The sequence below is a fragment of the Halalkalibaculum roseum genome (assembly GCF_011059145.1).
Classification (GTDB): Bacteria; Bacteroidota; Rhodothermia; order Balneolales; family Balneolaceae; genus Halalkalibaculum; species Halalkalibaculum roseum.
Window position 1 is genome coordinate 136,920 of record NZ_JAALLT010000001.1, and the last position, 24,363, is coordinate 161,282.

General features: G+C 43.5%; 26 protein-coding genes and 1 pseudogene. 10 read left to right on the forward strand and 17 right to left on the reverse strand.

From position 1 onward, the window contains the following. Positions 1-8 precede the first annotated feature (8 nt). The 4 genes from G3570_RS00530 to G3570_RS00545 form a co-directional block, all read right to left on the reverse strand. Entirely contained in the window at positions 9-2,147 is a 2,139-nt protein-coding gene (locus tag G3570_RS00530; protein ID WP_165138109.1) for a PAS domain S-box protein, read from the reverse strand. Positions 2,148-2,342: 195 nt separating this feature from the next. Beyond that, positions 2,343-4,376 (reverse strand): amino acid permease, encoded by a 2,034-nt coding sequence (locus G3570_RS00535; protein WP_165138110.1) that lies wholly within the window; start codon positions 4,374-4,376, stop codon positions 2,343-2,345. Between the two features lie 175 nt (positions 4,377-4,551). Next, positions 4,552-5,298: a DUF6090 family protein gene (locus tag G3570_RS00540; RefSeq protein WP_165138111.1), complete on the reverse strand. Its 747-nt coding sequence runs from the start codon at positions 5,296-5,298 to the stop codon at positions 4,552-4,554. Between the two features lie 26 nt (positions 5,299-5,324). Then, positions 5,325-5,999, reverse strand: coding sequence for a DUF6090 family protein (locus G3570_RS00545; protein ID WP_165138112.1), 675 nt, complete (start codon positions 5,997-5,999; stop codon positions 5,325-5,327). A gap of 339 nt (positions 6,000-6,338) precedes the next feature. Between G3570_RS00545 and G3570_RS00550 the strand changes: the two genes are divergently transcribed. Continuing rightward, complete coding sequence (locus tag G3570_RS00550) at positions 6,339-6,746, forward strand: nuclear transport factor 2 family protein (protein ID WP_165138113.1); 408 nt, start codon at positions 6,339-6,341, stop codon at positions 6,744-6,746. A gap of 258 nt (positions 6,747-7,004) precedes the next feature. Here G3570_RS00550 and G3570_RS00555 read toward each other — a convergent pair whose 3' ends face one another. The 8 genes from G3570_RS00555 to G3570_RS00590 form a co-directional block, all read right to left on the reverse strand. Further along, on the reverse strand, positions 7,005-7,613 hold the full coding sequence (locus G3570_RS00555) for a vWA domain-containing protein (protein ID WP_165138114.1): 609 nt from the start codon (positions 7,611-7,613) through the stop codon (positions 7,005-7,007). 182 nt (positions 7,614-7,795) lie between these two features. Beyond that, positions 7,796-8,290, reverse strand: a complete 495-nt coding sequence (locus tag G3570_RS00560; protein ID WP_165138115.1) for a DUF4149 domain-containing protein — start codon at positions 8,288-8,290, stop codon at positions 7,796-7,798. A 224-nt stretch (positions 8,291-8,514) separates the two neighbouring features. Next, positions 8,515-8,988 (reverse strand): plastocyanin/azurin family copper-binding protein, encoded by a 474-nt coding sequence (locus G3570_RS00565; protein WP_165138116.1) that lies wholly within the window; start codon positions 8,986-8,988, stop codon positions 8,515-8,517. 54 nt (positions 8,989-9,042) lie between these two features. Next, a complete protein-coding gene (gene nirK, locus G3570_RS00570) occupies positions 9,043-10,134 on the reverse strand; it encodes a copper-containing nitrite reductase (protein ID WP_249066542.1) in 1,092 nt (363 codons plus the stop codon). A gap of 105 nt (positions 10,135-10,239) precedes the next feature. Continuing rightward, positions 10,240-10,992: a DUF2249 domain-containing protein gene (locus tag G3570_RS00575; protein ID WP_165138118.1), complete on the reverse strand. Its 753-nt coding sequence runs from the start codon at positions 10,990-10,992 to the stop codon at positions 10,240-10,242. A 78-nt stretch (positions 10,993-11,070) separates the two neighbouring features. Continuing rightward, complete coding sequence (locus tag G3570_RS00580) at positions 11,071-11,277, reverse strand: hypothetical protein (RefSeq protein ID WP_165138120.1); 207 nt, start codon at positions 11,275-11,277, stop codon at positions 11,071-11,073. Positions 11,278-11,587: 310 nt separating this feature from the next. Then, on the reverse strand, positions 11,588-12,217 hold the full coding sequence (locus G3570_RS00585) for a helix-turn-helix transcriptional regulator (protein WP_165138122.1): 630 nt from the start codon (positions 12,215-12,217) through the stop codon (positions 11,588-11,590). A 6-nt stretch (positions 12,218-12,223) separates the two neighbouring features. After that, on the reverse strand, positions 12,224-12,988 hold the full coding sequence (locus G3570_RS00590) for a hypothetical protein (RefSeq protein ID WP_165138124.1): 765 nt from the start codon (positions 12,986-12,988) through the stop codon (positions 12,224-12,226). A 163-nt stretch (positions 12,989-13,151) separates the two neighbouring features. On the opposite strand from G3570_RS00590, the gene G3570_RS00595 reads away from it, so the two are divergent. The 9 genes and pseudogenes from G3570_RS00595 (at position 13,152) to G3570_RS00635 (ending at position 19,826) form a co-directional block, all read left to right on the forward strand. Further along, entirely contained in the window at positions 13,152-13,511 is a 360-nt protein-coding gene (locus G3570_RS00595; protein WP_165139459.1) for a DUF3470 domain-containing protein, read from the forward strand. A 166-nt stretch (positions 13,512-13,677) separates the two neighbouring features. Next, positions 13,678-13,998, forward strand: coding sequence for a metal-sulfur cluster assembly factor (locus G3570_RS00600; protein ID WP_165138126.1), 321 nt, complete (start codon positions 13,678-13,680; stop codon positions 13,996-13,998). A gap of 19 nt (positions 13,999-14,017) precedes the next feature. Further along, complete coding sequence (locus tag G3570_RS00605) at positions 14,018-15,133, forward strand: hypothetical protein (RefSeq protein WP_165138128.1); 1,116 nt, start codon at positions 14,018-14,020, stop codon at positions 15,131-15,133. A gap of 129 nt (positions 15,134-15,262) precedes the next feature. Next, positions 15,263-15,604 (forward strand): annotated as a pseudogene (locus tag G3570_RS00610) (OsmC family peroxiredoxin); the annotation flags it as partial. A gap of 233 nt (positions 15,605-15,837) precedes the next feature. Beyond that, positions 15,838-16,026 (forward strand): acetyltransferase, encoded by a 189-nt coding sequence (locus G3570_RS00615; protein WP_249066545.1) that lies wholly within the window; start codon positions 15,838-15,840, stop codon positions 16,024-16,026. A gap of 56 nt (positions 16,027-16,082) precedes the next feature. Beyond that, positions 16,083-16,832: a Crp/Fnr family transcriptional regulator gene (locus G3570_RS00620; RefSeq protein WP_165138130.1), complete on the forward strand. Its 750-nt coding sequence runs from the start codon at positions 16,083-16,085 to the stop codon at positions 16,830-16,832. A 153-nt stretch (positions 16,833-16,985) separates the two neighbouring features. Continuing rightward, the gene (locus G3570_RS00625) at positions 16,986-17,591 is read left to right on the forward strand and encodes a DUF6448 family protein (RefSeq protein ID WP_165138132.1); all 606 of its coding nucleotides are present in this window, start codon (positions 16,986-16,988) and stop codon (positions 17,589-17,591) included. A 42-nt stretch (positions 17,592-17,633) separates the two neighbouring features. Then, complete coding sequence (locus tag G3570_RS00630; RefSeq protein ID WP_165138134.1) at positions 17,634-17,849, forward strand: heavy-metal-associated domain-containing protein; 216 nt, start codon at positions 17,634-17,636, stop codon at positions 17,847-17,849. 12 nt (positions 17,850-17,861) lie between these two features. Continuing rightward, positions 17,862-19,826 (forward strand): heavy metal translocating P-type ATPase, encoded by a 1,965-nt coding sequence (locus G3570_RS00635; RefSeq protein WP_165138136.1) that lies wholly within the window; start codon positions 17,862-17,864, stop codon positions 19,824-19,826. 750 nt (positions 19,827-20,576) lie between these two features. On the opposite strand, the gene G3570_RS00640 is transcribed toward G3570_RS00635, so the two are convergent. The 5 genes from G3570_RS00640 to G3570_RS00660 all read right to left on the reverse strand — a co-directional run bounded on the left by G3570_RS00640 (position 20,577) and on the right by G3570_RS00660 (position 24,152). Further along, entirely contained in the window at positions 20,577-21,047 is a 471-nt protein-coding gene (locus G3570_RS00640; protein WP_165138138.1) for a hypothetical protein, read from the reverse strand. 356 nt (positions 21,048-21,403) lie between these two features. Continuing rightward, positions 21,404-22,240: an alpha/beta hydrolase gene (locus tag G3570_RS00645; protein WP_165138140.1), complete on the reverse strand. Its 837-nt coding sequence runs from the start codon at positions 22,238-22,240 to the stop codon at positions 21,404-21,406. Between the two features lie 117 nt (positions 22,241-22,357). After that, the gene (locus G3570_RS00650; RefSeq protein ID WP_165138142.1) at positions 22,358-22,822 is read right to left on the reverse strand and encodes a hypothetical protein; all 465 of its coding nucleotides are present in this window, start codon (positions 22,820-22,822) and stop codon (positions 22,358-22,360) included. Between the two features lie 19 nt (positions 22,823-22,841). Next, the gene (locus G3570_RS00655) at positions 22,842-23,309 is read right to left on the reverse strand and encodes a nuclear transport factor 2 family protein (RefSeq protein ID WP_165138144.1); all 468 of its coding nucleotides are present in this window, start codon (positions 23,307-23,309) and stop codon (positions 22,842-22,844) included. Between the two features lie 243 nt (positions 23,310-23,552). Continuing rightward, complete coding sequence (locus G3570_RS00660) at positions 23,553-24,152, reverse strand: hypothetical protein (protein ID WP_165138146.1); 600 nt, start codon at positions 24,150-24,152, stop codon at positions 23,553-23,555. Between the last annotated feature and the right edge of the window lie 211 nt (positions 24,153-24,363).

Below are 24,363 nucleotides of genomic sequence, written 5' to 3' on the forward strand. Positions count from 1 at the left end.
GTCACTTTTCAGTTCAATCGAGATCTCGCCATATCTTCTTGAGGACCTTCCGATAGGTTGGAATGAGAGCCTCTTAATCTAGGGTCAAATTCCATTTTCAACTCAAATTTTTCTTCGGTGTTAAATTTGTAATCTGCTTCAAGTTGATCTAACAGTGTTTTTATTATTAGCATGCCCAAAGTTTCCACCTCGCCTAAACTGATATCACCTTTTACTCCTTTGCCATTATCTTGATAAACAACGTGATAACGGCTGCTGATCTTTTGAATGGTGATCTTAATTTGTCCGTCATTATCTTCGAACGCATACTTATAGGAATTGGTCAGCAACTCGTTAATTAACATTCCTAACGGGATGGCTTCATTAACATTCATATCCATTTGTTCAATATCCAAACTGACATGTACTCTTCGTTCATTAGAAAAAGTATTTTCGACAACTTTAGTAAGCTCCCGGATATAATCTCCTATGTTTACTGTTGTGAAGTTCTGATTAACATAGAGCAGCTCATGTACTTTTGCCATAGATGAAATGCGGTTTATGCACCTCTGCATTGGAAGCTTTGCATTGACGTCAGGCAACTCTTCCATTTCTAAACTTAAGAGTCCCGATACAATAGCCAAATTGTTTTTTACCCTATGATGCACTTCTTTAAGAAGTATTTCGTTGTTTTTTTGCATGTTTTTGCGGTCGGTAATATTAAGACCGTTGCCAATAAGATATTTATTCTCATCCAGCTCAATTAATTTTCCATTAACATAGAAGATGTACTTTTTGTCATCTAATATTACCGTAGTTTCCAGCTCCATGTATCCATTTTGAAAGGCTTCCTCTACTTTTGACTTTAAGATCTTACGGTCTTTAGGTGCAACTACGGAGAATGGATCAATGCGTGCAAGATTACTTTTCTGAATATTGAAAAATGTTCTCGCGTTGTTATTGACTTTCAAAAGTTTAAGATCTTCATCCATCATATAGAACAACCCGGGGAGGCTGTTAATAATAGAATTAGAAAATGTAATCTGCTCTTTTAGAACTATTTCTGACTTTTTTTGTTCAGTAATATCTTCTTGAATAGAAAAGAACTGTTTTAGCTTTCCTTGTTTATCATAGATAGGAGTGACGTTGAGTTTAATCCAATATGGTTGGCCATCTGCGGTATAATTGAGAATTTCTTCCGTAAAAGGGATTCTAAATTTTATTCTTCTTGAAATTCGTTTAACTGTTTCGTCATCTGTTTTTGGACCCTGCAAAAGGGTTCCCGGGTTTTTACCTACGATGTCTTTTAACAGATATCCCGTTTTCTTTTCAAATGCATTGTTTACCCATTTAATACCTTGATCAGGGTCAGTAATTATTACAATATTTTGGGTTTCACTGGCAACCATTGAAAGCATTTCCAGGTATTCCTTTTCTTTTTTCAACTGGCTTACATCCTGCGTACTTCCATAAATGCGAACGACTTCACCGTTTACAATTTCGGCTTTTCCTAAAGTTCGGATCCAGCGGGTGTTTCCTTTAGCCGTAATAATTTGAAGCTCTAAATCATAAGGTGTGCCTTCCTTAATAGCTTCGGTTACTGCTTCTGTAATTTGTTGACGGCTTTCCCCTTCTTTATAAAATTCGATAGCAGATGCTACATCAGGCACATAATATTTTGGAACCTCATGCAGACTCTTTACTTCCCGTGACCAATAGAGAGATTGTGCGGAAATGTCATATTCCCAATGACCGATTTTAGCTAAGGTGTATGCTTCATCCAGCAGGCGTCGCTTCTCAAATTCAGTGCTTTTTTGCTTGGTGATATCCACCATTAACCCTCTTAGCTTAGAAGGTTTACCATCCTCAAATATAACCGATACGACATCTTTGAGCCATATGATGCCACCTTTGCTGTCGACCATACGATATTCAAACTCATGGGATTGCCCCAGTTTTGTTTGTTGGTGACAATAAAAGACTGCTTTTTTACGATCCTCAGGATGGATATGATCTGCCCAAAACGTTTCACTGGCATACCATTGCGAAGGTTCGTAACCAAGAATTTCTTTAGACTGGGGGCTTACATACAGAAATCTAAATGTTTCAGCATCTGCTTCCCATAAAATACCGTGAATTGACTTAGCAATTCGTTCTATTGAACTCATTTCGCATTTTCTCATATTCTGAAGTTTGAATAGATATATGAGAGATGATAGTCATTATCTAATTAATGGTAATCTCCTGATAAATATATGTTAACCTAATAACCAATTTACTTTAACTAATTTTTAGCTTCAAAAAATATTTTTAATATCATTTTATTTAAGATTATTTCTTGAGGCTTGAAAAGTTACCTAGAGTTACTTTTTGGTAGCTGAAAAGATTTTATGGGCGGCCTGAATGGCATCATCGGGGCCCACAAAAACGACGTGGTCGCCGGCTTTTATCTCGGTTTGGCCCCTTGGAACGACAAACAACTCGTCTCGTATTACGGCAGCTACAACGCATTGATCGGGAATATCAATGTTCTGAATCATCTTGCCGATGACCACCGCATTATCCGGAATTTTCATATCAATTAAGCTGGCAACACCACTTTCGATTTCAAATAAATCTGCTACACTGGGTCGATCCAGGAAGTTCTCTACCATGGCCGCGGTAGCATAGGGAGCACTGATACATACCACACCACTCTCTTCCAGTAATGATATGTAGGAAGGATCTCGAGCGATAGCAATAACGCGACCGATACCTAAACGTTTGGCTTGGAGAGCTATAATGGAATTTCGTTCATCATTATTGGTAGCTGCAATGGCAACGTCCATTTTTTGAGGCTCTACCTGCTCAAGAATTTCCTGTTTTGTTCCATCCCCGTAAAAGATGGGCACGCTGTAACGTTGTCCAAGTTTTTCAGCTCGTTCTTCGTTCTGTTCGATGAATGTTATCTGGTATTCGGATGAACGAAAAACCATGCGGAATTCATCTTGCTTGAGCAAGCGGTCCGCTATATTGCTTCCAAGGTTGCCTCCGCCGATTATTAATACATTCATGTGTGGCCTCCAATAAGATTGAATTTTAATTTTGATTCGTTTCAAAAACTTTGGGAATCCCTGTAATGATGAACGATTTTGAGGTTGGAAAAAATAAAGTACTCCACCAACAGCTGTCAGTCCGCCTCCAAGTATGAGGCTTTGGGGCTCCAGGGTAGGGACAAAAAACCAACAGGAAATAATACCAAGGATTGGTATAAAAGGGTAAAATATGATTTTAAATGGCCGCCTGAGGTTGGGCATGTGCCGGTGAAGTGCAATCACGGTAAAGTTAACGATACCAATGGCAATCAGGTAGCCAAAACTACTGGCTGAGGCAAGAAGCCGGACAATTCCCGAAGCGCCGAGTATAGTTACGAGGCCGGCACATACAAAAAGCGCAATGTGGGGCGTCTGGTATTTCGAATGCAAACGGGAGAAAATTTGGGGGAAATGACCGTCACGTCCCAGTGCAAAAAGCACGCGCGAACTGGCGCCCAGCGTCACGCTAAAGGCTGACAGACTTGCCATGATTGTAGCAATGATACCTGCCCAGCGTCCCCATGCTCCAAACAGGTGATCGGCAACAAAAATAAAAGGGGTATTAGTCTGGGATAATTCAGTATAGTTTACAACTCCCATCATGACCCAGAGGAGAAGAACATATATGGCGATACCCACTCCCAGTGTAATCAAGATCGCGCGCGGGATGTTTTTGGCAGGATCGATGATCTCCTCGGCAGCTACGGTAATCAGATCGAAACCTACATAGGAGATATAGATCAAGCCCATGGTAGGTATCAGCGGACCAAAGCCCATGGGTGCCAGAGGATCCAAGTTTGCCGGTTCAACATAAAAAGCCCCGAGAACCCCGACTCCCACGAGTACCAGCAGTTCTATAATATTCATAAAGGTAATGAACAATAATGCTTCTGCCTGTCCCCGAAGATTGGTTAGGGTAAATACTACGGTAGTGACCAATACAATTAATATCACGCTAACATCCGGTAGGAAGTAAACCTGGATTGTATAAGCAAAAATCACTGCATAAAGTGAACAGGCCAGCGTATTGCCAATCCAAAAGAACCAACCGGTCAAAAAGGCAACCGGTCGGGGAAGGGTTCGGTTTGTAAACGAATAACCTCCCCCCGCAATGGGAAGGGCAGCCCCCAACTCACTATAGCTAAGGGCAGTAAACAGGGTAAGCAGACCCATAGCGAGATAGGCAATAATACCGAGAGGCCCCGCCGATTCAGCAACTATACTAGGCAGGGCAAATATGCCCGGCCCCATCATGGCACCAATACCTATCATGACAGCCATGAATAGCCCTACATTCCTCTTAAAACCGGATTGCTCTGCCATGAGGGAAAGGTGTTGTAACTATAGTTTCGTTAGGATTTAATAAATCATAAAGTCTCTAAATATAGTCGTTAATGGTACAACCAGACTATCGATAAACCAAGTGAAAAGGGTTGTAAGACTTATTTAATGAGTTATCTAAGCTTTTTTCTAATTTGGCGGAAGCATCGGAGCATACCTAATTTGTTGAGTTCAGATAGTCATCAATCATAGTTTTGGTATCTTTTATTTGAGGTAAAGTCCTGCCCAGGTTGAATAGGTTCTCTTCTTTGATACTTCTGTTGTAATCAAGAAGCAGGCTAAATTCTACATCTTCTTTCAAGGCTTCGAAATCTACAGGGGTATATAAATTTCTGCGGGCACTCATACCGGACCTCGTCCGGATACTCTTGAAGTGGGAGATATATTTTGGGCTGAAGTGCCCGTTCATTGCCAGTTCTGCTGCCTCTTCTGTTTCTTTTAAAAAAGAATAAACGGAACCATAAAGATCGGTAATGGCCTTTCTGATTTGATCTTCAGTGATAACCTGTAAACCAATACTTTTAAGGTTTTCATACCCACTGATCTTCATTGTATAGGTTGTATTAAAGTTTATGGTTGCAAAATGTGCACCCAGAGAATCATGATACGCCTGATCACTATTTAACGCCTTCTTGATTATAAGGATGCTATTAATAAACCTTTTGTTAAGCGCTACATCATTCTCCAGTGAGAGTATATCCTGCTGCATATCCGATGATAATTCTTTGAGAACCTCAGTCTCGAGGATTTTGGCTTTTCTATCCTCATTCCAGTTATTCACCTGTAAGGCAATCAGTATCCCAACCACCACAAGCATGATTTCACCTACAGCGTAGAGCAGGTATTTGCGAACGTTTCCTCCGCCGATGAATTTCTTCCTAAGTTTTCTGAAAAATGTAATCATCTGTTTTCCCGATTTTTTCGAGGTATTTAATGGGTCTCGAGCATACCAATCAGTAACTTCGCATTCTCAAGTGCCCGGGAATGTGCTCTTAGCGTACCGTCCTTATTGGTTAAATTAAATTTAAGTGTCGTTAACAGGTAGGCGTCATTCTGTAGTTTGCTGTAGCTGTGCGGGACAGCATATTCAGCAAATTCCCAATCTTTAAAATGCACTCTGGCATAGGGCAACCAGACATCTTCAAATTCAAACCTATCATTTTGTATTTCCTTGTGAAGCCAGGCAGCATCAAGTTCATAATACTGCAATAGTGTTTGGCGGAGTTCCGGTCGATTTAAATTACTGATCCCCAGATCATTCAGATAGTCATATCCATTTCTCAGCAGTACCGTTTCACGCATCAGCATTAGTTTTCCAAGATCGCTGCGATGCTCATCTTCATTGAGCGTTTGATGAGTCAATGCATTAATAACCCGCGTCTGTGCCTCAACCTCTTCAAGTTTCAGTGTGATCCTGGACTGCAATATGAGCGTATCCTGGACCAGGTCTTCCCGGATTTCTGACAAGGCCTGCGACACCATCCTGTCGATTTTCTTTTCTTCATTCCAGTTATTGATCTGCAAGGCTATGAGAATACCAATGACCACCAGCAGGATTTCCCCACCGGCGTAAAGGAGGTAAGTACGGACTTTATTCTGTTCCATGAGTTTTTTGCGGAGGCGGCGAAAGAAGTGAAGCATCGGCTATTAATGAACTTATTTTTATCAATATAGCCATAAACCCAAAAATGACAAGTATTAGATTAGCATATAGTAATTTCGGCAGGCAATTCAGACCGATTCGGGAGAGATTCTTGCAGGTGATTTATTAGCGTTCTGAGGACAAATCCGGAGGTCTGAATTTTATATGAGCTATCTATTTAAAGAACTGAAAATAATATGTATAAATAACTATTAAATAGTCTTTTAGGAGTAAAAAAAGAGCCTTTTTAGATCGGAAATGATTAACTTATAGAACACCGAAACTAATAGTGGAGGCTAGTTATGAAAAATATAGATTTAGCAAAAAGCGGATATAAAAAATTCGCCGAGGGTGACATTGATGGTGTACTCGCAATGTTCGATGCCAACATGGAGTGGCATGAGTGTAAGGGATTCCCTTTTATCAAAGGCGAGGGTGTTTTTCGAGGCCCATCAGCTGTAGCTAATGGAGTATTCAAATTTCTTCCAGAGTATTATGATGACTTCAATATTGAAATTGAAGAGCTCATTGAAAGTGGGGACCGGGTGATCATGGTCGGTTATTACACAGGAACCTGGAAAGAAACCGGGAAAACTTTCAAAGCCAATGCCGTGCATATCTGGACTGCAAAAAATGAAAAGCTCACGCATTTCTTCCAGGCAGTAGATACCGCAACTATCATGACTCCTGTAAAAGCCAAAGCAATGTAGGCAACAGCGTTCTTCGAGAGCTGTTTATTGGCCGGAATTGATGTACTTATACACACAATTAGAAAATTAAGAAGCCCTTAAGGGGCATCGTTGGAAAGATACGTTATAGTTCATACGCGGGTAGTGCCGCTCCCTCCAGCTTTCGAGGAAGGGCGGGCACTACCCCATGCCTAGTTGCCCTGTAATTGGGAAGTATTTGCATACTACTTTTCGTTTACTCGATGTAATACTCAGGAGCGAAACCAATACAATTTTAAATCATTTCTCTTTGGATTTTTCAGGTTTAGTCCTCGTTCGATAGCTGGCAACCATATCAGATGACACGTCATACGCTTCCCTGGTGCCTTCTCCGGTTGCCTCAAAATCAAAAGAATTCTGGGCCTTGATACCTATGCTGCCGGCTTCCGCAAAGGCATCCTGATTAGCTCCTCCGTAAATAAATTCCCAGTCGTATTTGCTCTGCTGATGCTCGATCATCTCCTTGACGCGGTCTCGCGTATAATCGGAGCTGGCATTTTCCAACCCGTCCGTCAGGATAAAAAAGATGACATTTTCCGGTTTCTCTTCTTCCGGCAGGTTGTCGAGGCGTTCTCCCACTCGATCAATGGTTTGGCCTACGGCATCCAGCAACGCCGTGGTACCGGAAGGGACATAGGTCTCTTCAGTAAGGCTTTCTACTTTATTTATTTCTTTACCGTCGTGAACGAGTTGATAACGGTCGTCGAATAACACGAAGGTTACCTTTGCCGGGCGATCAATTTTTTTCTGACCGGATAAGAAGGAATTGAAACCGCCTATGGCGTCTTCCTTAATGGCTTCCATGGATCCCGATTTATCGATGATCAATACTATTTCGTCTCTGTACATAATATGATGACTTTAGTTAGAATTAGAACTCCCTTGAATGGTAAGATAACAGCCAGAGTGACAGATCATGTCAGGGGTATTGAATGGAACACGGAAAGCACAGAGAAGACGGGTTTACACTGGTTAAATAATATCTTTTTGGTCGAAAGAAATTGCCCATTCCGTTTCGTCTTTCTGTGTTCTTATCCCCTGAGTAATCGTATCGCATAATATAGGATGCCAAGCCCAATAATCAGGTTTAGGCGTCCAATCCAACGGGATATTTTTCGGAAGATTTGTGTCTTTATGTCTTTTGGATTGCTGTCCATCAATTCAGCGGCCCGAGGTCCGGCATAAAAGTCGTGAATGCTACTCAGGACTAGGACCGCCCCAAATAGATGTAGTTTTATAAATAGTACGTGGCCAAAATTTCCTTTCCAGAATGTTGAAGTGGCCAGATCTGAAAGATCATAGCCGCGGGCTAAAAGATTGGTTATCCCGGTAAGGACCAGAACGATGAACAGTACCCACGAGATACGACTGAACTTTTTCCCGATCAGAGTAAATAATTGTCCCTTTTTATTGGCTAATAATTGATGTCGGGAGGCCGGAACGAGTACCGCTGCAGTAAACAACATGCCTCCGATCCAGAAAATTGCTGACAGTATATGAATGAAGACTGAAAGGTAGTAAAGCATTCTAATAGATTAACTGTGGAGTCAACGGTATCATCAATCGTCAGGTTCTGTTGCGCCTGACTTGCTGATGGAATGGGAGGAAAAAGCAACGGCAGCGCCAATAGGTATTAGGATAGCATGATGCAGTCATAGTTTCTCCTATCTAACATATTGTTACTTAATAATACCTGCGAAGGGACGGTAAAACATCCCTTCGCAGGCTGATTGATAAACGTATGTACCTGTTACTCTTTAACGGTTAGGGTACCCTTCATGCCTCCCAGGTAGTGGCCGGGAAAAGTGCAGATGTATTCGTAGTCGCCCGGTTCTTCAGGAGCCGTAAACGTAACGGTGACGGTTTCGCCGCCGCCGGCCATATCGGTGTGGGCAATGATCTGATCCTCATATTTTGGGGCGATATATTGGTTATCCTGGAACTTGGCTGATTCCTGGGCAACTTTAGTGGCATCAACTGAGGATGTAAGCAGCAGGAAATTGTGCGACATCGCCGAGGGCGGGAGCTTGCTTACCGTCGTCAGTTTAACGGTAATTTCTTGGCCCGGGGCGGCGGTGATTTCTGTTTTGGTAAATTTAAGCTGGTCAGTCCCTTTTATTTCTACCACTTTGGCATCTTGGGCCGTGGCTATGCCGGGAATGGACAGCGAGAGTACGGTGATGAGTAGAATTGATAGGGTCGTTAGTTGTTTAAATAAATACATGGTATGTGTCGATTAGTTTTTTAAATAGTTTGAGTTTAGTGTTGATTTGTTTTTTTAAACTGTTGTATCAAAAATTTCAGGTTCTTTAGATCCTTCTACCACGATGTTGGCTTTCATACCTTTATTGGCTACGCGGCTAAGGGCATGATCCACCAAATGAATAGTTGATGGCACAGGAAAGTCCATCTCAAAAATGCCGCAGCTTCCGGGAGGAACCAGTGCGGTTTGGACATACTTTTCGGGATTGCTGGCGATAGCACCTTCGCGCCACACTTTGGTCCACACGTTGCCGATGGGGTGGAAACTGGATGCAAGGTTGGGACCCCCGTTAACCAGATACACCCGTGCTGTTTCGCCTTTTTTGACGGTAAGCGGCCCGCGTCGTTCGTCAGTGATGGCATATTTTTCGCCGTTCAAAGTTACATACGTTGGGATCTCATCCTGCATGTTCTGGTGATCGAATTCGAGAAATCCCTGAGAACCGGCCGCCTGCTGGGTATATACCTCGTTTTGACCGAAATAGAATTCATGATCAACCGCAGGCAAGCCCTCTTCAGGTTCCACCAGAATCATCCCGTACATGCCGCTGCTGATGTGGTAGTCGAGACGGGGTACCGCGCAGTGGTATATAAATGCACCGGGATACATCGCTTTAAATTTGAACGTCTTTGACTGCCCCGGTGACACGTAAGTGGCATTCGCACCACCCCCCGTACCGTACACGGAATGGAAATCCACATTGTGCAACATAGCATTGTCGGGAGAGGAGGTGAGCGTGAGTTTGATCGTATCACCTTGTCGAACGCGAATCATGGGTCCTGGCACTTGTCCGCCAAAGGTCATAAATCGAAATTGCACTCCGTCTTCAATTTCTGTGACAACCTCTTTGGTTAGCAGCTCAATATCATGGGTTTTTGGGCGCGATCGCTTTATTGGAGCCGGAATATCCGTCGGATCCGCCGCCACCCGGTCGGTTTTAACAGCTGCCGGTTTTTGGCCTGCATCGGTAATCGGTGGGGTATTATTGGCTTGGGCACTAAAGGGTATACCGGCACCGGCCAGCAAACTGCTGGAGAGTACGGCTCCGCCAATATTTTTCATGAATTGTTTTCGTGAAACGCCGTTTTTCTTGTTGTTAGAAGACATACATTCCTCTGTTTCTTATTGATATTTGTTAATTCTTCTTTCTAATTTCTTTTGATAGTCTATAATCAGATTTTCTAAATGGTTCTTAAATCGTATTAGTGGAACCTACTTTCCCTGCTCCAGCTTCGTGATTTTTACCTTCCATTCTTCAGGCATTGCCAGCAGGTACTCCCAGTCAAAGGGTTGATCGCTTTCGGCTTCCATCTGGTAGTACAGCGGTTTCGGATCATGATCATTGGTAAAGACAAACGCTTCACCCGGCTCAAGCTCTTCGAAGGCATCAAATATCATATCGTGACGTTTGGCCGGGGCATGGGGACGGACATCAAAGGTATTCACCACGGAGATGTCTTCGACGGTCATGTCGCTATCTTCCTTTTTTGTGATATGAATGACATACTCACCGGGCCGGTCTTTTTTATATTCCCAGCAGTGTTCACCGCTGAATTTCTTCTTGAAGATTTTTCGGATTTCTTCCGGATCATTTTCAGCAATAAGCTCCATCGTGTCTCCCTTCAGCATCATGCCGTAGCGATGAAATACTGCATATTTCCAGTCTTTCATATCCGCTTTGCGGAGATCTATCAAAGTAGAAATCTCTCTGAATTCCCGCCCCCGGGAAGCTTTGGTTCGGGTTACTTTCACTTTCCATTCCTGCCCGCCACGCTGCAAGTATTCCCAACCGACAACATTTCCATAGATCGATCGGAATTCGTAATAGAGGGGTTTGGGATCGTGATCATTAATGAAAATGAAGCTTTCCCCAACGGGCAGATCCTTGAACAGCTCCAGGAGCTTTTCGTGTCGTTTGATGGGGATAAGCGAGCGGACGTCCAGTAGTTGTTCTTGCTGTTGCATATATATGTAACCTGAATGGTGATCTTAGGGATTTCTGAATAAGAGTTATCGGGAAACTCATGGCTGATGGATCTCGCCTTAATGAATTACCTCTGCTTCGTTTTCCAGAGTTGATTTGCAGCGTATCTCCACTTTAAAAGTAAGTATCTCTTCGGTGGTGTTGACGTTTGGGGAATTGAGATTTTTAACGGTATACGCATACTCTTCGCCATTATAGTTGTAAATGGCTTCCTGAATAAGGTGCTCCAGCTGATTGGCTGAAAGTGTTTTTAGTTGATTGCACATGATAATCCGGTTTTAAAAATGTAATGGTACTTTCGAATAACCCTCCACGTTTTTCAAAATCACGTAGGGTTCGAATGGGTTAAATTTTAATCTTTCTAGGTCAGCACGCGTCCCCAGTGAATCAAGAAGTCTTATTTTAAGCTGCTTTTTCGCGCTTTCTGAAAGCAGTTCAAATTCGACTTGTTGTACGAAGGTTGCTAAGTCATTGACAATCATATCGGTACTAAATTAATTTTTAGGACTCTTTTATCTCTTTTTAGAGTATGAACATGATAATTATGGGTGCTTAGGTTCGGCTCAAATCCATTCTTTATTCAAGAGGAATATTATAGGTGCAGGAATGATCACCTTCAGCGATATAGGTCGTACGTTCGGTTTTTTCGCTGAAGAGCTTCCTGTAAAACAGTTGCTCGAGCTTACAGGGCAGACGGGTCTCCTTAATCACTTCACGAAACGGACAATTACACTCTTTGACGGTCATCGTTTCGGATTCCCGGTCCAGCTCAAATTCAGGCATAAAGCCTTCTTCGTTCAGCATCTTCATCAGTACTGAAATTTTGGATTCAGGATCATCTGCTCCTGCACTTTCAATGCGCTCTTGTGCTTCTTTGAGTCGCTGATCCCAGAAATCTTCAAAAAAATCTTCTACCAGCTGCTGGTTGCCTTTAGATTTAAGGTAATGGATGATGTTACGGATCAGCTTGGATTCTGAAGAGGGGAAAATGCTATCGCCTTTGGGCGTAAGCTGGTACTCCAGGCTGGGTCGTCCCGGTCCTGATCGCACATAATCCCGTTTTACATAACCGTCTCTTTCCAGTTGCAGGAAGTGCTCGCGTAGGGTTGTCTTGGCCAATGAAATCTGCTCAACGGCCTCATCAATCGAAAGCGTGCCCCTGCGTTTTATGAGTTCGATAATCTCTTTTTTCGATCCTGTAAACATGAGTGATTATTTTTTAGCTTGTAATTCCTTTTGAATGGCGGGTAAAAGATCGCCGCTTTCGATTTGGAACTGCTTTTCCAGTTTCCCAAATAAGATGGAAAAATTCTTGTTCTGAATCCGATGCGTAAAGCAGGCATTTCTGGGGTTATCTAAATCGTTGCTCTTAATACGAATCGTGTTCATCTGTCGCTGCAGCCGATCCTGGTCCCGCTGTATAATCCCTATTGAGCAATCGATATTTTGGATTACACCGTGATTGAGATTTTTTTTCTTCGAGGTTGAAAGCTGCTTAATAAGCGGGAAGAACTTTTTTCGCTCGAATTCGAAGTACATACCCAGATTCTCCCGGAACTGCCCAAAATGGCTTTTAATATTTTTTAGCCACGTATACTGGTTTCCGTGTATTGTTAGTACTCGGGGAAAACTTTGCTTCAATTCTTCTAACAGGTATTGAATGGGTGTTATAAAATCCCGGTCCAGTAATTCTGTCCAATGGACTAAACGGTTGATGTCGGGTTGAGAGGGCTCTGAGACGGCTGGGTGGTGCTGAGTGTCACCGTTTGTACGTTCGGTATGTTTTTTGACCCAGTCCAGCACTTCCGATTCACTCCAGTTTTGCTGCTGACAAACCGATTGGAGCGTTTCCCCTCTATGCTTAGAGAGGGATACGCCAATGGAGGCGAGCAGTTTCCCGGCTTCGTTATTTGCATGGATGATCTGTCCGATGGTTGCATCCGGGGTCAATTGAGATAGGGATTGATTGGAGTTCATAAGTTTAAGTCTACTGTCGTTTCGGTTTCAATCCGCTCTTAAGGTAGGAATGATTATAGGATAAATCAATAAAAAGGGTTTAAACCGTTTTTATAGTTGATATTAGTTTATTCGACTCCTACCTTTGAGCGGAACACATGAGAACAACCCTATTATTGAAGCAATGGCTTACGTCGTAACGGATCCCTGTATTCAGTGCAAGCACACCAACTGTTCCGCGGTTTGTCCCGTAGATGCCTTCCGTGAAGGCCCCAATTTTCTGGTAATCGATCCGCTGGAGTGTATTGATTGCGATGCATGCGTGGCCGAATGTCCCGAGGAGGCAATCTATCCCGATGATGAAGTGCCCATGGAATGGGTGGATTATATCGAATTAAATGAACGGCTTTCAGAGGAATGGGCAGAACATGTGATCAATGAAGTGAAAGAACCGCTGCCGGAAGTGGATATGTGGAGCGGTCGCGAAGATAAACGGGAGCACCTGATCGAAAATTGGGAAAACGCCCTTGAAGTCGGTACATGACTGAAACCTCTAAAGTAACGGAAAATTTCTGGTGCAATGGAAGATACAATTCCGCTTTGCTACCCAATGTCCGCACTTAATAAGAAGAAAATTTCGGTTGGGATTACCCGGAAGAAGACCCGAGATTTGGTAACTGAAAATTGGTAAATCGACTGAATCCCTTGCTATGAATGAGTCGACCATAGACAGGCGTGAGATAGCACGGAAGCTTCGGGAAGTGATCGATCCCGAACTCGGTGTGAATATCGTAGACCTTGGTTTGGTCTATAACATTCTGTATGACGATGGCAGAGTGATTGTGGAATTTACGGCTACGACACCGGGCTGTCCCATGCGACGCTTTTTGCGGCAACAGGTTGAGGAAAAACTGGCCTCCATCGACGAGATCAGGGAATATGAGGCCCTCCTGGTTTGGGAGCCCGAATGGAACGTGGATATGATCGAAGAAGACGTTGATTTTTTCGCTAATCCACCCCCGCAGCTATAAAGAAAAGATTTGAACAGGCATGGCACAAACTCAAGATAAAGTACCTGCATCCATACTGGTGGGACTGCTTGTATTAGCGGCCGCCGGTTTGTTGAGCGGATTGTATGCCGGTCTAGCGCGTTTAGGCCTTTGGGCGGGATCCGGGCATGCTATTTCTCCGACGGCGCACGGACCGTTGATGATCAATGGATTTCTGGGAACGCTTATCGGCTTGGAGCGGGCCGCAGCACTTGAGAAAAAGTGGGCTTTTGCGGCTCCTGTTTTTATGGCTGCATCAACCCTCCTGATGTTAGCCGGTCTGCATGTCCCGGCGGGATGGGCGCTTATCCTTGGATCGGTGGGACTTACCCTGGTTATGGGTTTTCTTTACTACCTGCAACCCAACATATATCACCTGATTATGGCCCTTGGGGCTGTGTCGCTGCTGGCCGGGAACCTTTTATACATCAACGCTTACCCCGTTTATTCACTGGTAGGTTGGTGGGCTGCTTTTCCCATGCTTACCATCTTCGGGGAGCGCCTGGAGTTGAATCGCATCATGCGCCCTCCCAAACAGGCCCGACGATTATTTGCCGGATTGATCATGGGATGGATCCTGGCACTGGCTGTAATGCATATCGATCGTAGGGTTGGGTGGAGCATAGCTTCAGTTTTACTAATAGGGATATCCGGCTGGCTCATAAAATATGATATTGCCCGGAGGACGATCAAAGCTGCCGCATGGACCCGCTACAGTGCCATCTGTCTGCTCTCGGGCTATGCATGGCTAATCCTGGCGGGGCTTTTGGGTTTATTCATAGGCTTACCGACGGCCGGACCGTTGTATGACGGAATTTTACACATGATTTTTGTGGGATTTGTTTTCAGCATGATATTTGCTCATGCCTCGGTGATTATTCCCTCCCTCTCGGGAATGCATATTCCTTGGCACACATATTTTTACCTGCCGCTGATACTTCTACACATATTTTTAATAAGCCGATTGGTCGGGGATCTGCTATGGATGCCTGTTATTAGGAAGATTGGGGGATACGGCAATGTGGCAGCTATTATGCTCTTCCTGGGCGGTATTTTATTTATGCTTGTGCGTCAAGCCGTAAATCAGCGAAATCATAGAAAAGAGACTTCAGCGTAAACTATTAACAGTACCGGTTAATCTTAAAAATAAAGACATATATTTATGCCGACACGAAAAGCAGAGGCAACATGGAACGGAGATTTGAAAAACGGAAATGGGACGATGTAATTTGAGAGCGGGTCTTATGAAGGCTCGTATAGTTTTGCCAGCCGCTTTAAAAATGGCGAGGGAACAAATCCCGAAGAACTGATCGGGGCGGCGCATGCCGGCTGTTATGCCATGGCACTTTCCAATGATTTAGCTGAAGAGGGGTATAACCCCAAGTCTGTGGACGCCTCTGTCCGGGTCACTTTCGAAGTAACCGATTATGGGCCTTCAATAACAGGCATTGAACTGCAGGTGAACGCGAATATCCACAACATAGATGATGCCACCTACCAGGAATTTGCGGAAGGTGCCAAAAAGGGATGCCCGGTATCAAAAGCGCTGGCCGGTACCGAAATTATCCTGGAAGCAAGCTTGGTATAGGGAATTGAGATAATAGCCGGTATTACCGGAAAACACCCGAGGGGCAATATTGTTTGTGCCTCTCTAAATATTATATTTCATGTTGGGTCTTAGCACAGAATGGGCTGACTTTCTCATGGAATGATAGCTGCTTAAACAGTAAGTCGAACAGCAGATTAATATATCAACCTCGCATTATGCAACTTTGCGTCACCTATAAAAGCGGTGGTTGGAGACGATAAACGGATAACACATTGACCCATAAAAATCAGGATCACGCCAAAGCAAAAAATATAGCGGAAAAGGTTCGGGCTGCATGTATTGAAGCTGCACGGGAAGGATTTCAGGATGCTTCGATGAGCGGACTTTGCCGGGAAGGTGCTATTGAATCTATTAAATCCCTTGATCTTGAATACACTATCAAAAATAATAGTGAAGAGTAACTATCTTCCGGTACCGACAAAGCAATCACACTGCAAAACGGGTTGGAATTGGCATTATGGCTGACAAAAGAGAAACTCCGCTTAGCAATCCCTCGCTGAAAGGCCACCACTGCTCGGTAGATTTGCGCTTAGAAAAGCTGGGGATGGTGCCCTTTTTCCAGGATCTGCCTGAAGCAGAGCTCCGCGAAGTGAATAAAAAATTCACGGCTAATCATTACACAAGGGGTGAAACCATTTACCGGCAGGGGGACCCCTCAACGATGTTGCGGGTCGTTGTAGCGGGTAACGTAAAATTGGTTTCCCATACCTCGGAGGGGCAAAGTGTTCTGCTGGATATGCTGCAGCCTGGGGAATTTTTTGGAAATCCCGCCGCATCGGGCAAAGAGGTGTATAATGAAACGGCGGAAACACAGACGGCCGCCTGTGTTCTCTCAATCAGGCTCCGTGATTTTCGTGACGTCATGAACCGGTATGCCTCGGTGGCGATGTCGGTTTTGGATATTACGACGGATCGACTTCAGGAATCCCGCCAACGCATTCGGCATCTTTCCACGCTGCCTGTCAAAAAACGCCTGGCCTATATTCTTGTAACCCTTGCTAATAAATTTGGGGAAAAGGACCGTCAAGGACTGTTGATCCAACTGCCTTTATCCCGAAAAGACCTGGCCGATATGGCCGGAACGTCCACCGAAACGACCAGCAGAATTATGAGCCAATTTCAGGACGATGACCTGATCACATCCGGCCGTCAATGGGTAGCCGTTAAAGACAAACCGGAATTATTGCGCATTTCAGCCGAATCCTGAAGGCCTTTCCCCAAGTCGGCTTTCATCTTCTAAGTAAGACCTGCTCCTTCCATAAATTAGTAGCACTTAATTGATCCAGCTCATTTTAGTGCTACGGCCCGCCTGTTACCTTTTGAGTGCATAAAACCAGGAATCCACAAAATGGTACTTATTATGAAACGGTTACAAACACCGAAGACGAAAATACTAGCTTCAATATTCTCACTTTTTTTGCTGTTCGGCATCACCTTTAACAGCCGGGCGCACTGCGATCGCATTAATGGTCCGGTGGCAGTGGCGGCGAAACAGGCGTTGGAAACGGGCGACGTTTCTTCCGTCTTGATTTGGATAGGAGAGCAACAGGAAGAAGAACTTACATCCAAGTTTCAAAAGAGCCTGCAGGCGTACCGGCAGGGAGGCCCTTTCCGGAAGCTGGCGACCAGATATTTCATGGAGACCACCGTAAGGTTGCACCGCGAAGCGGAAGGAATGCCCTATACCGGATTGAAGGCTGCCCGGCCGAGTTCAGAGGATATACAGGTGGCAGAGCAAGCCCTGGAATCAAACGATTTATCCCCGGTTACAGAGCTTCTGGCTGAAGAGATCCGGAATAAAACGAGGGAGCTTTATCAACATGCCATGCAGGCTAAAGAGAACAGGCACCAAAGCGTGGAAGCCGGTCGTGAATGGGTCGATGCCTATGTGAAGTATATCGTATATGTTCACAAACTGTATCAAAAGATTCAGGCCGGGCCCGCCCATGGTATTGGGAATAATTAACAGAAATCTTTCAATTAACAACCCATTGCAGAGGAACCCATTATGAAAACCACATTACGAAGCGACGATCTGAGTTGTCCATCATGCGTAGATAATATTGAGTCTAACTTGAAAAACACGGAGGGAGTAAACGACGCCAAGGTTCATTTCAATACCGGACGTATCGAAGTAGAGCACGATACCGGCCTGATTTCAAAAGAGGAGCTAATCGAAGTTGTCCGGCAATCAGGATATGAAGCGGAAGTTTCTCAATTTTAACCGGCCGAAATTATGAAATCACTGCAGAAGCTGTTTAGTGGATTACGCAATCCTACAAAACGAAAAAAAGCACTGCTGGTTGTCAGCGGCTCGCTCATCATAAGCGGGTGGACTGTGAACTACCTGTGGGGTTCGACCGTGTTGTTTAACACGCTCATGATTGCGTCTGCAATGGTGGCCGGAATGGAGATCGTCCGGCGGGCGTGGCAGGGACTTAAAAATCGTCATACCAATATTGAGTTGCTGGTGACTATTGCCGCAGCAGGTGGGCTGGTCATCGAGGTGTATTGGGAAGCGGCAGCCGTTACCTTTCTCTTTCTGCTGGGAGGATGGCTGGAAGCGCGAACAATGAGCAAGACGCGCAAAACCCTGCGGGAGTTGATTAATATGGCGCCCGATACCGCTTTGGTATTAGATGATGGGAGCCGTCGGGAAATACCGGCGCGTGAGGTCAGGGAAGGGATGTTGGTACTGGTTAAACCCGGATCAAAAATTCCGGTTGATGGCATCGTCGATTCCGGTAGCACCGCCGTAGATGAAAGTGCCATAACCGGCGAACCCATTCCTGCTGAAAAGCAGTCCGGTTCGGAGGTTTTTGCGGGTAGTCTTAATAAAAACGGAAGTATTCTCGTACAGACTACCAAAGCGGGCTCCGACACAACGCTGGCCCGGATCATCCGGCGGGTGGAAGAAGCCCAGGAGGAAAAAGCACCCACACAGCGCTTCATTGAACGTTTTGCCCGTTGGTATACCCCCGCTATTGTGGCATTGAGTATCATTTCCTATTTGGTTACACAGAACCTGGAGCTCGCGCTTACCCTGCTGGTGATTGGTTGCCCCGGGGCACTGGTCATTTCCACGCCGATTTCTATAATATCGGGTATCGGTAATGCAGCGAAAAAAGGCATTCTGATAAAGGGCGGCGAATACCTGGAAAATGCCGGCAAGTTATCGGCAATAGCACTGGATAAGACCGGTACGCTCACAGAGGGGCAGCCGAAAGTGACAGAGTTTGTTTACTTTCAGAGAGAGAAGATCGGTATGGGGGTTGACAAACCTACTCAATCGAATAAAGAGGCATCAGTGGTATCCGTTGCTGATCTCAGAGAGCAGTATCGCCCTGAGGAAATCGACGAGCTATTATACTGGGCAGGAATCGCAGAGATGGCTTCAGAACATCCCCTGGCCGATGCAATACTGGATGAATTGCCCTCATTATCGGTCATTCCCGAGGCCGATAATTTTACATCGCATACCGGGTTGGGCATAGAAGCCTCCTATGATAGGAAGCGAATTTTGGCAGGCAATCTGAAATTTTTGGATCAGCAAGGAATTTTTATTGGAGAAACAGTTGGAAAGCAGGTAACGAAGCTGGCCGGCAAGGGACGCACCACGGTGTTGGTAGCTGTGGATGACACCTTTGTCGGAGGCATGGGGCTGGCTGATCCGGTCCGCCCGGATGCCCGGGCGATGATTGCACGGCTCCGGGAAGATGGAATCAATCGTATAGTGATGCTTACCGGGGATGCCCTGCCTGTTGCTCAGGCTATAAGTAAAGAGGTGGGGATAGGAGAAGTGCATGCGGGTATATTGCCTGATCAAAAGAATGATATCATCCAAAACATGCAGCAAGAAGGAGAAAAGGTAGCGATGATTGGGGATGGTATCAATGATGCCCCGGCGTTGGCCACCGCCGATATTGGTATTGCCATGGGAGCTGCCGGCACCGATGTTGCCATAGAAACGGCTGATATTGCGCTGATGTCAGACAAGCTCATGAATATTCCGGAGGCCTTACGGATATCGAAACAGACCCTGCGAAATATCCATCAAAATGTAGCGATGGCATTGTTAACCGTTGGAGCTTTGTTAACGGGCGTATTTATGGGGTCGGTCCATATGGCGGCAGGAATGTTAATTCACGAACTCTCGGTAATGCTCGTGATACTGAACGGGATGCGATTGCGTTGGTTATAAGGCTGATTTTTTAATGCTTCTTTATCCGTGTACTATGCGATAGCATTTCAATTCTACGCTGAGACTTTTTTTTGAGGTTTAAAAATGAACCATGGACGTACAAAGAAATGTGTTGGCCATGTCTAAAGTAAAAAAGGCGTAAAGCGTTGATTTATACGTATTACGACTTAGGGTTGTACGTCCGGAAGTTGGTATTTTAGTGCATTTTTTTGCACAAAATCGCTCTTTAAAGAACGTCAGGCTATAATTGTATATGCAAGCAATGTAGCAAAAAGCAGGCAAATGAAGACTTTGTTGGCCAAATGTTGGACAGAATTTTACCAATATTTTGTTGAAATAAAATACCAAAAATGCACTCATAGAAAAATTATTAATTGTATATACAAATATTTACTCTCCAACACTAAATCTGAACAATTATTGGCAGTACAAATTATACCTAAAAAGATACCGATTACATCAATACCCAGTTCTATTTTGGATAACATCCAAGCAGCTTTCATAGCTCACCTCTAAAACTGAAAATCTGCTTCGGGTAACTAAGGCCACAAAAAGTGCCCTCCCTACGCTTCTTATTCCAATAAACCTACAACTGGGTATACCAAAAAATTCAAAGCCAGCTAACAACCGCTTACGCAACTAGCGTACTGGGCAATGTTGATTATAAAAATACTCCCGAAATGTTGAATACAAAAACCTACAAACAACGGCGAGGCCTATCCACTAGATGTACTTGTTGTTTACCGATTATTAATTCGAGGAAAGCGTGAAAGTACCTTCAAAATTGACATAGAAACCCGCTCCAGATGATGCATAATTTCGACCTTCATGAGTTCCACTACCCTCAATACCTGCGAACCGACCAGTTCCTTGCGTGTAGGTGAATGTACCTTCAAAGTCAACAAATTTACCATCTCTAGAGGTGGTACTATTGCCTTCAAATTTATTCGCAACAGTAGATCCATCTTCGAAGGTTAATATCTCATATCCCCAATATGTTGCATTCCCGTTAATGTCATCAATTATTTCTGTAGCGGTTACTTCTGCAACTTCACCGTTTTCCAGAAATGCTAGACCCTTTGCCCTAAGAAGCATGACACTGTGGCCGGATACATCTCCTACGTCAATAATCTTCATGTCTTCTTGTGATACCTGAGCTACTATTCGGCCTTTTAGAGTTTGGGCTTCCTGTGATTGCTGGGCAAAAAACGATGATGGCATCGTAAATAAAGAAAATAGAATTGCTACTAACATACACCGCATCGGACTATGCATAATACCTCCCGTTTTATTAGCGTAATATTAATAAGAGGTAAGCCTTCTTAGATGAGGAATAGGAAATTAGCTACTATAATTCAAACTTTGCGATCTAGGACTAAAAAATCAAGTATTCAGAGCTACATGTGACCTTATCCTAAACAGTAAGCTCTGAAGTTGGAAATTTGGTGCATATTATTACCGAAAAACGTGCTTTAAAGTATATGAGGCTGTAAATGTATATATAAGACAAACATGAATTACAGGAAAGTGAATATCCAGCCAAGTATCAGACATTATTTGAGTAGGCGAAAAGGTATCTATTTTAATTTTGTTTCAAAGACGGTTTTAAGACCTCTGGTTAGTGCTACTGGCCAACTAGATATATGTGTTTCACCCTCATAAAGGTGTGATTCCCAGGTTACTCCTTTGTATTTACGATTATTGATTAACTCATTAAAGTTTTTCCATGGCTCAATAATAACTGATTGATCTAACCCGCCTACAGCCGTAAACACCCGAGCCTGAAGTTCTGAATTGTTAGAAAAATATTGATTTTCATATTGCCAAATTACCTTATTATTCCATGCAAGTGCCGGACTTACAATTATATAACGATTGAAAATATCAGGTTTTGTAAATAGTGTATAGGTGCAAAACAATCCGCCAAATGACATACCGGCTAAAACTCGTTCATCTGTGATTCTGTAGTTTTGTTCTATAAAAGGTATCAATTCGGTTGAGATGAATGTTTGAAAATCGCTAGCTCCGCCTGCTAAATGCCATTCACCCCAAATTTTCCCTTCATCTTTTGTAGGGGTGAAGTCTCGTGATCGTTTTTGCCACCAATCTTGCATGGATCCTTCATAGGAAATTCCAACAACTATCAATTCGGGTATTTCTTTGCTCCATGATAGCCAGTCCACAATATCTCGAGCCATGCCAAATGATTTATCACCATCAAGGACCATTAATAGTGGATATTTATTCTTTGTGTTATTGTAAGAAGGTGGTAAGCCGACATTTAATACGAAATCATCTTCTACATTGGATGAACTGATTTGATTAACCTTAGTTTCATAGTTCGACTGCTGAGCATTGATAGCCATGAGAGGCATCAAAATCAATATCACTAGAAAGGCACGAATTTTCTTCATTTTTCCTCCTCTTTGTCTATCATAATATTAAGTGGATATATGGATATTATCTGGATTCCAGATATTCCATGTCGCTTGAAATTCATATGCTCCTAAAATTCCCTATAACTTTTAAGTTTACTGGATATTATTTTCTACCAGTTCTTGAATAGGTTCAAAGGTAGTTTTTACGTTGTTCCATACATCCTTTGTGCCGGGATAATTTAAATAATAAGATACCAGGCCACCTATATTTCTTATTTGTAACTCTTTGTCTTCCCTTCTGCTGGAAGTACGCATGACTTGTACATACCAGCTTTCTAAGGTGTTTAGCAGGCGGAGGTGAATATGTTGAAAAACAATTTTTTCACCTGGATCCAGAGCTTCCAAAGAAGTTCTGCCACGGTGAATAATAGATCCGATTTCCGGTGACTGTGACATCTTATCACAGAATACATTCAACGAATCATAGGTATGTCTAAAAGCATTGAGTTCTCTCTGGTGGTTTATAATTTTTACCTGTATAGCAATATAAATAAGCGTAATAAATACAGCTATCGTACTGGCGATTTGAGCAACTACACTTAGAGCTTCCCAACTCATAATAACTACCTCCGTATTGTTAACTTTGCGTGGAATCCGGTTCATTCATTGTAGAATGCAATAACTCAATTTTCCATTGATCCCTCTCTTTGGTAAAGACCGCACTTTCGGTCCACTCAAAATGGCGCTCTTGACTACCTTGGAGCATTGTGCCATTATTTTTATATACCATCCAAGCTGTTGGTCCTCTCACCGTTGTTTGCATATCAGAGAACTCGTAAGAGAGGCTTGCATCCCCTTCGAATCGTTTAATAAAACTTATGAACTTATCGGTATCCCACACTGGACCATTCTCAACCAGAATAAAATCGTCTGATGTAACTTCACGTATTCCGTTATAATCATAATTGGAAATGCAGTTAAAGAAGCTTTTTAATGTTTCTTCAACTTTGATTTCTTCTGCCTCAAAATTTATCTCGTTATTGCTTTTCGTATGATTACTCACCAAGACTAAAAGTATCAAACATGCAAATATGAATGACTTCATGGTATCCTCTTTGTGATCTTATTTGTAATAGTTACCAAGTTTCTCCCCAATATATTCGGCACCCTTTTTTGTTAAATGGCCAAGACCATCTATGTAATGGGAACAGAATTCCACTTGAGGGTTCAGAACCCTTAACGCAGCATCCTTTTTCTGATGAGTTACCAATCATTATATGGTCTCACCACAAGCCGAATAATCTCTCTAACAAGTGTTAATTCTAAATCTGGAATCTCAATTCCACGGTTAGTCTCCTGTTCCGACACGAGGATTGGTATCATGGAAAACACCCTCTGGGTTGGGATACCAGACCCAGGCATGGAGCCCCCATACACCGGCATCTTCTACGTGATGCCAATGATCATGATCACCTGGAAACAGGTCTGGGAGCTCCTCTTCGGAGGACACCAAGTTGTCCGGTACCAGGTATTCTACTGCTACCAGTCTCCTGCTATTCGGATCAGCCGGGTTATGTACGTATACGAGCGCTTCCGGCATTGTAATATTCACGTTTAGATCCATTAACCCCCCGTTTATATAGTGGTAACCCATAAATGGTATGAAGGGAGTTGCCTCGCCATACCCTTTGATTTCTGCTTTTCTCACATCATGATATTTGGCCGTTGCGGAGCGGATACGGGCAAGCATATCATGTGAGATTGCAACCTCCGGACGGTGTGATTCGGTGCTTAGTTTTGTCACTTGGTCGGTCGACTCCATATTTTGGCTGGATACCACAGGAGAGTCGCATGCGGTACTGAAAACCAGGACACTCGCGATCAGGACACATAGTAAGGCGTTGGACAATCTAAAGGTCTCTCTGCGTAATTCATTGAGTTGCTTCATTGGAACCTCCTTTTTTAAAATTACGGGGAGGCCGTCGTATAGAACAGAGGAGTAATACTATATCCAAATGGATATGCCGAAAAGATGATAAGCAATAAATCTTAATGTATATGTATATCTATATAAAACATAGGGTTAAATAATTCAACCACATGCGCCATACATATACATTTTACCAATAAAGAAATTTATGCAACTCTCAATAGATTTA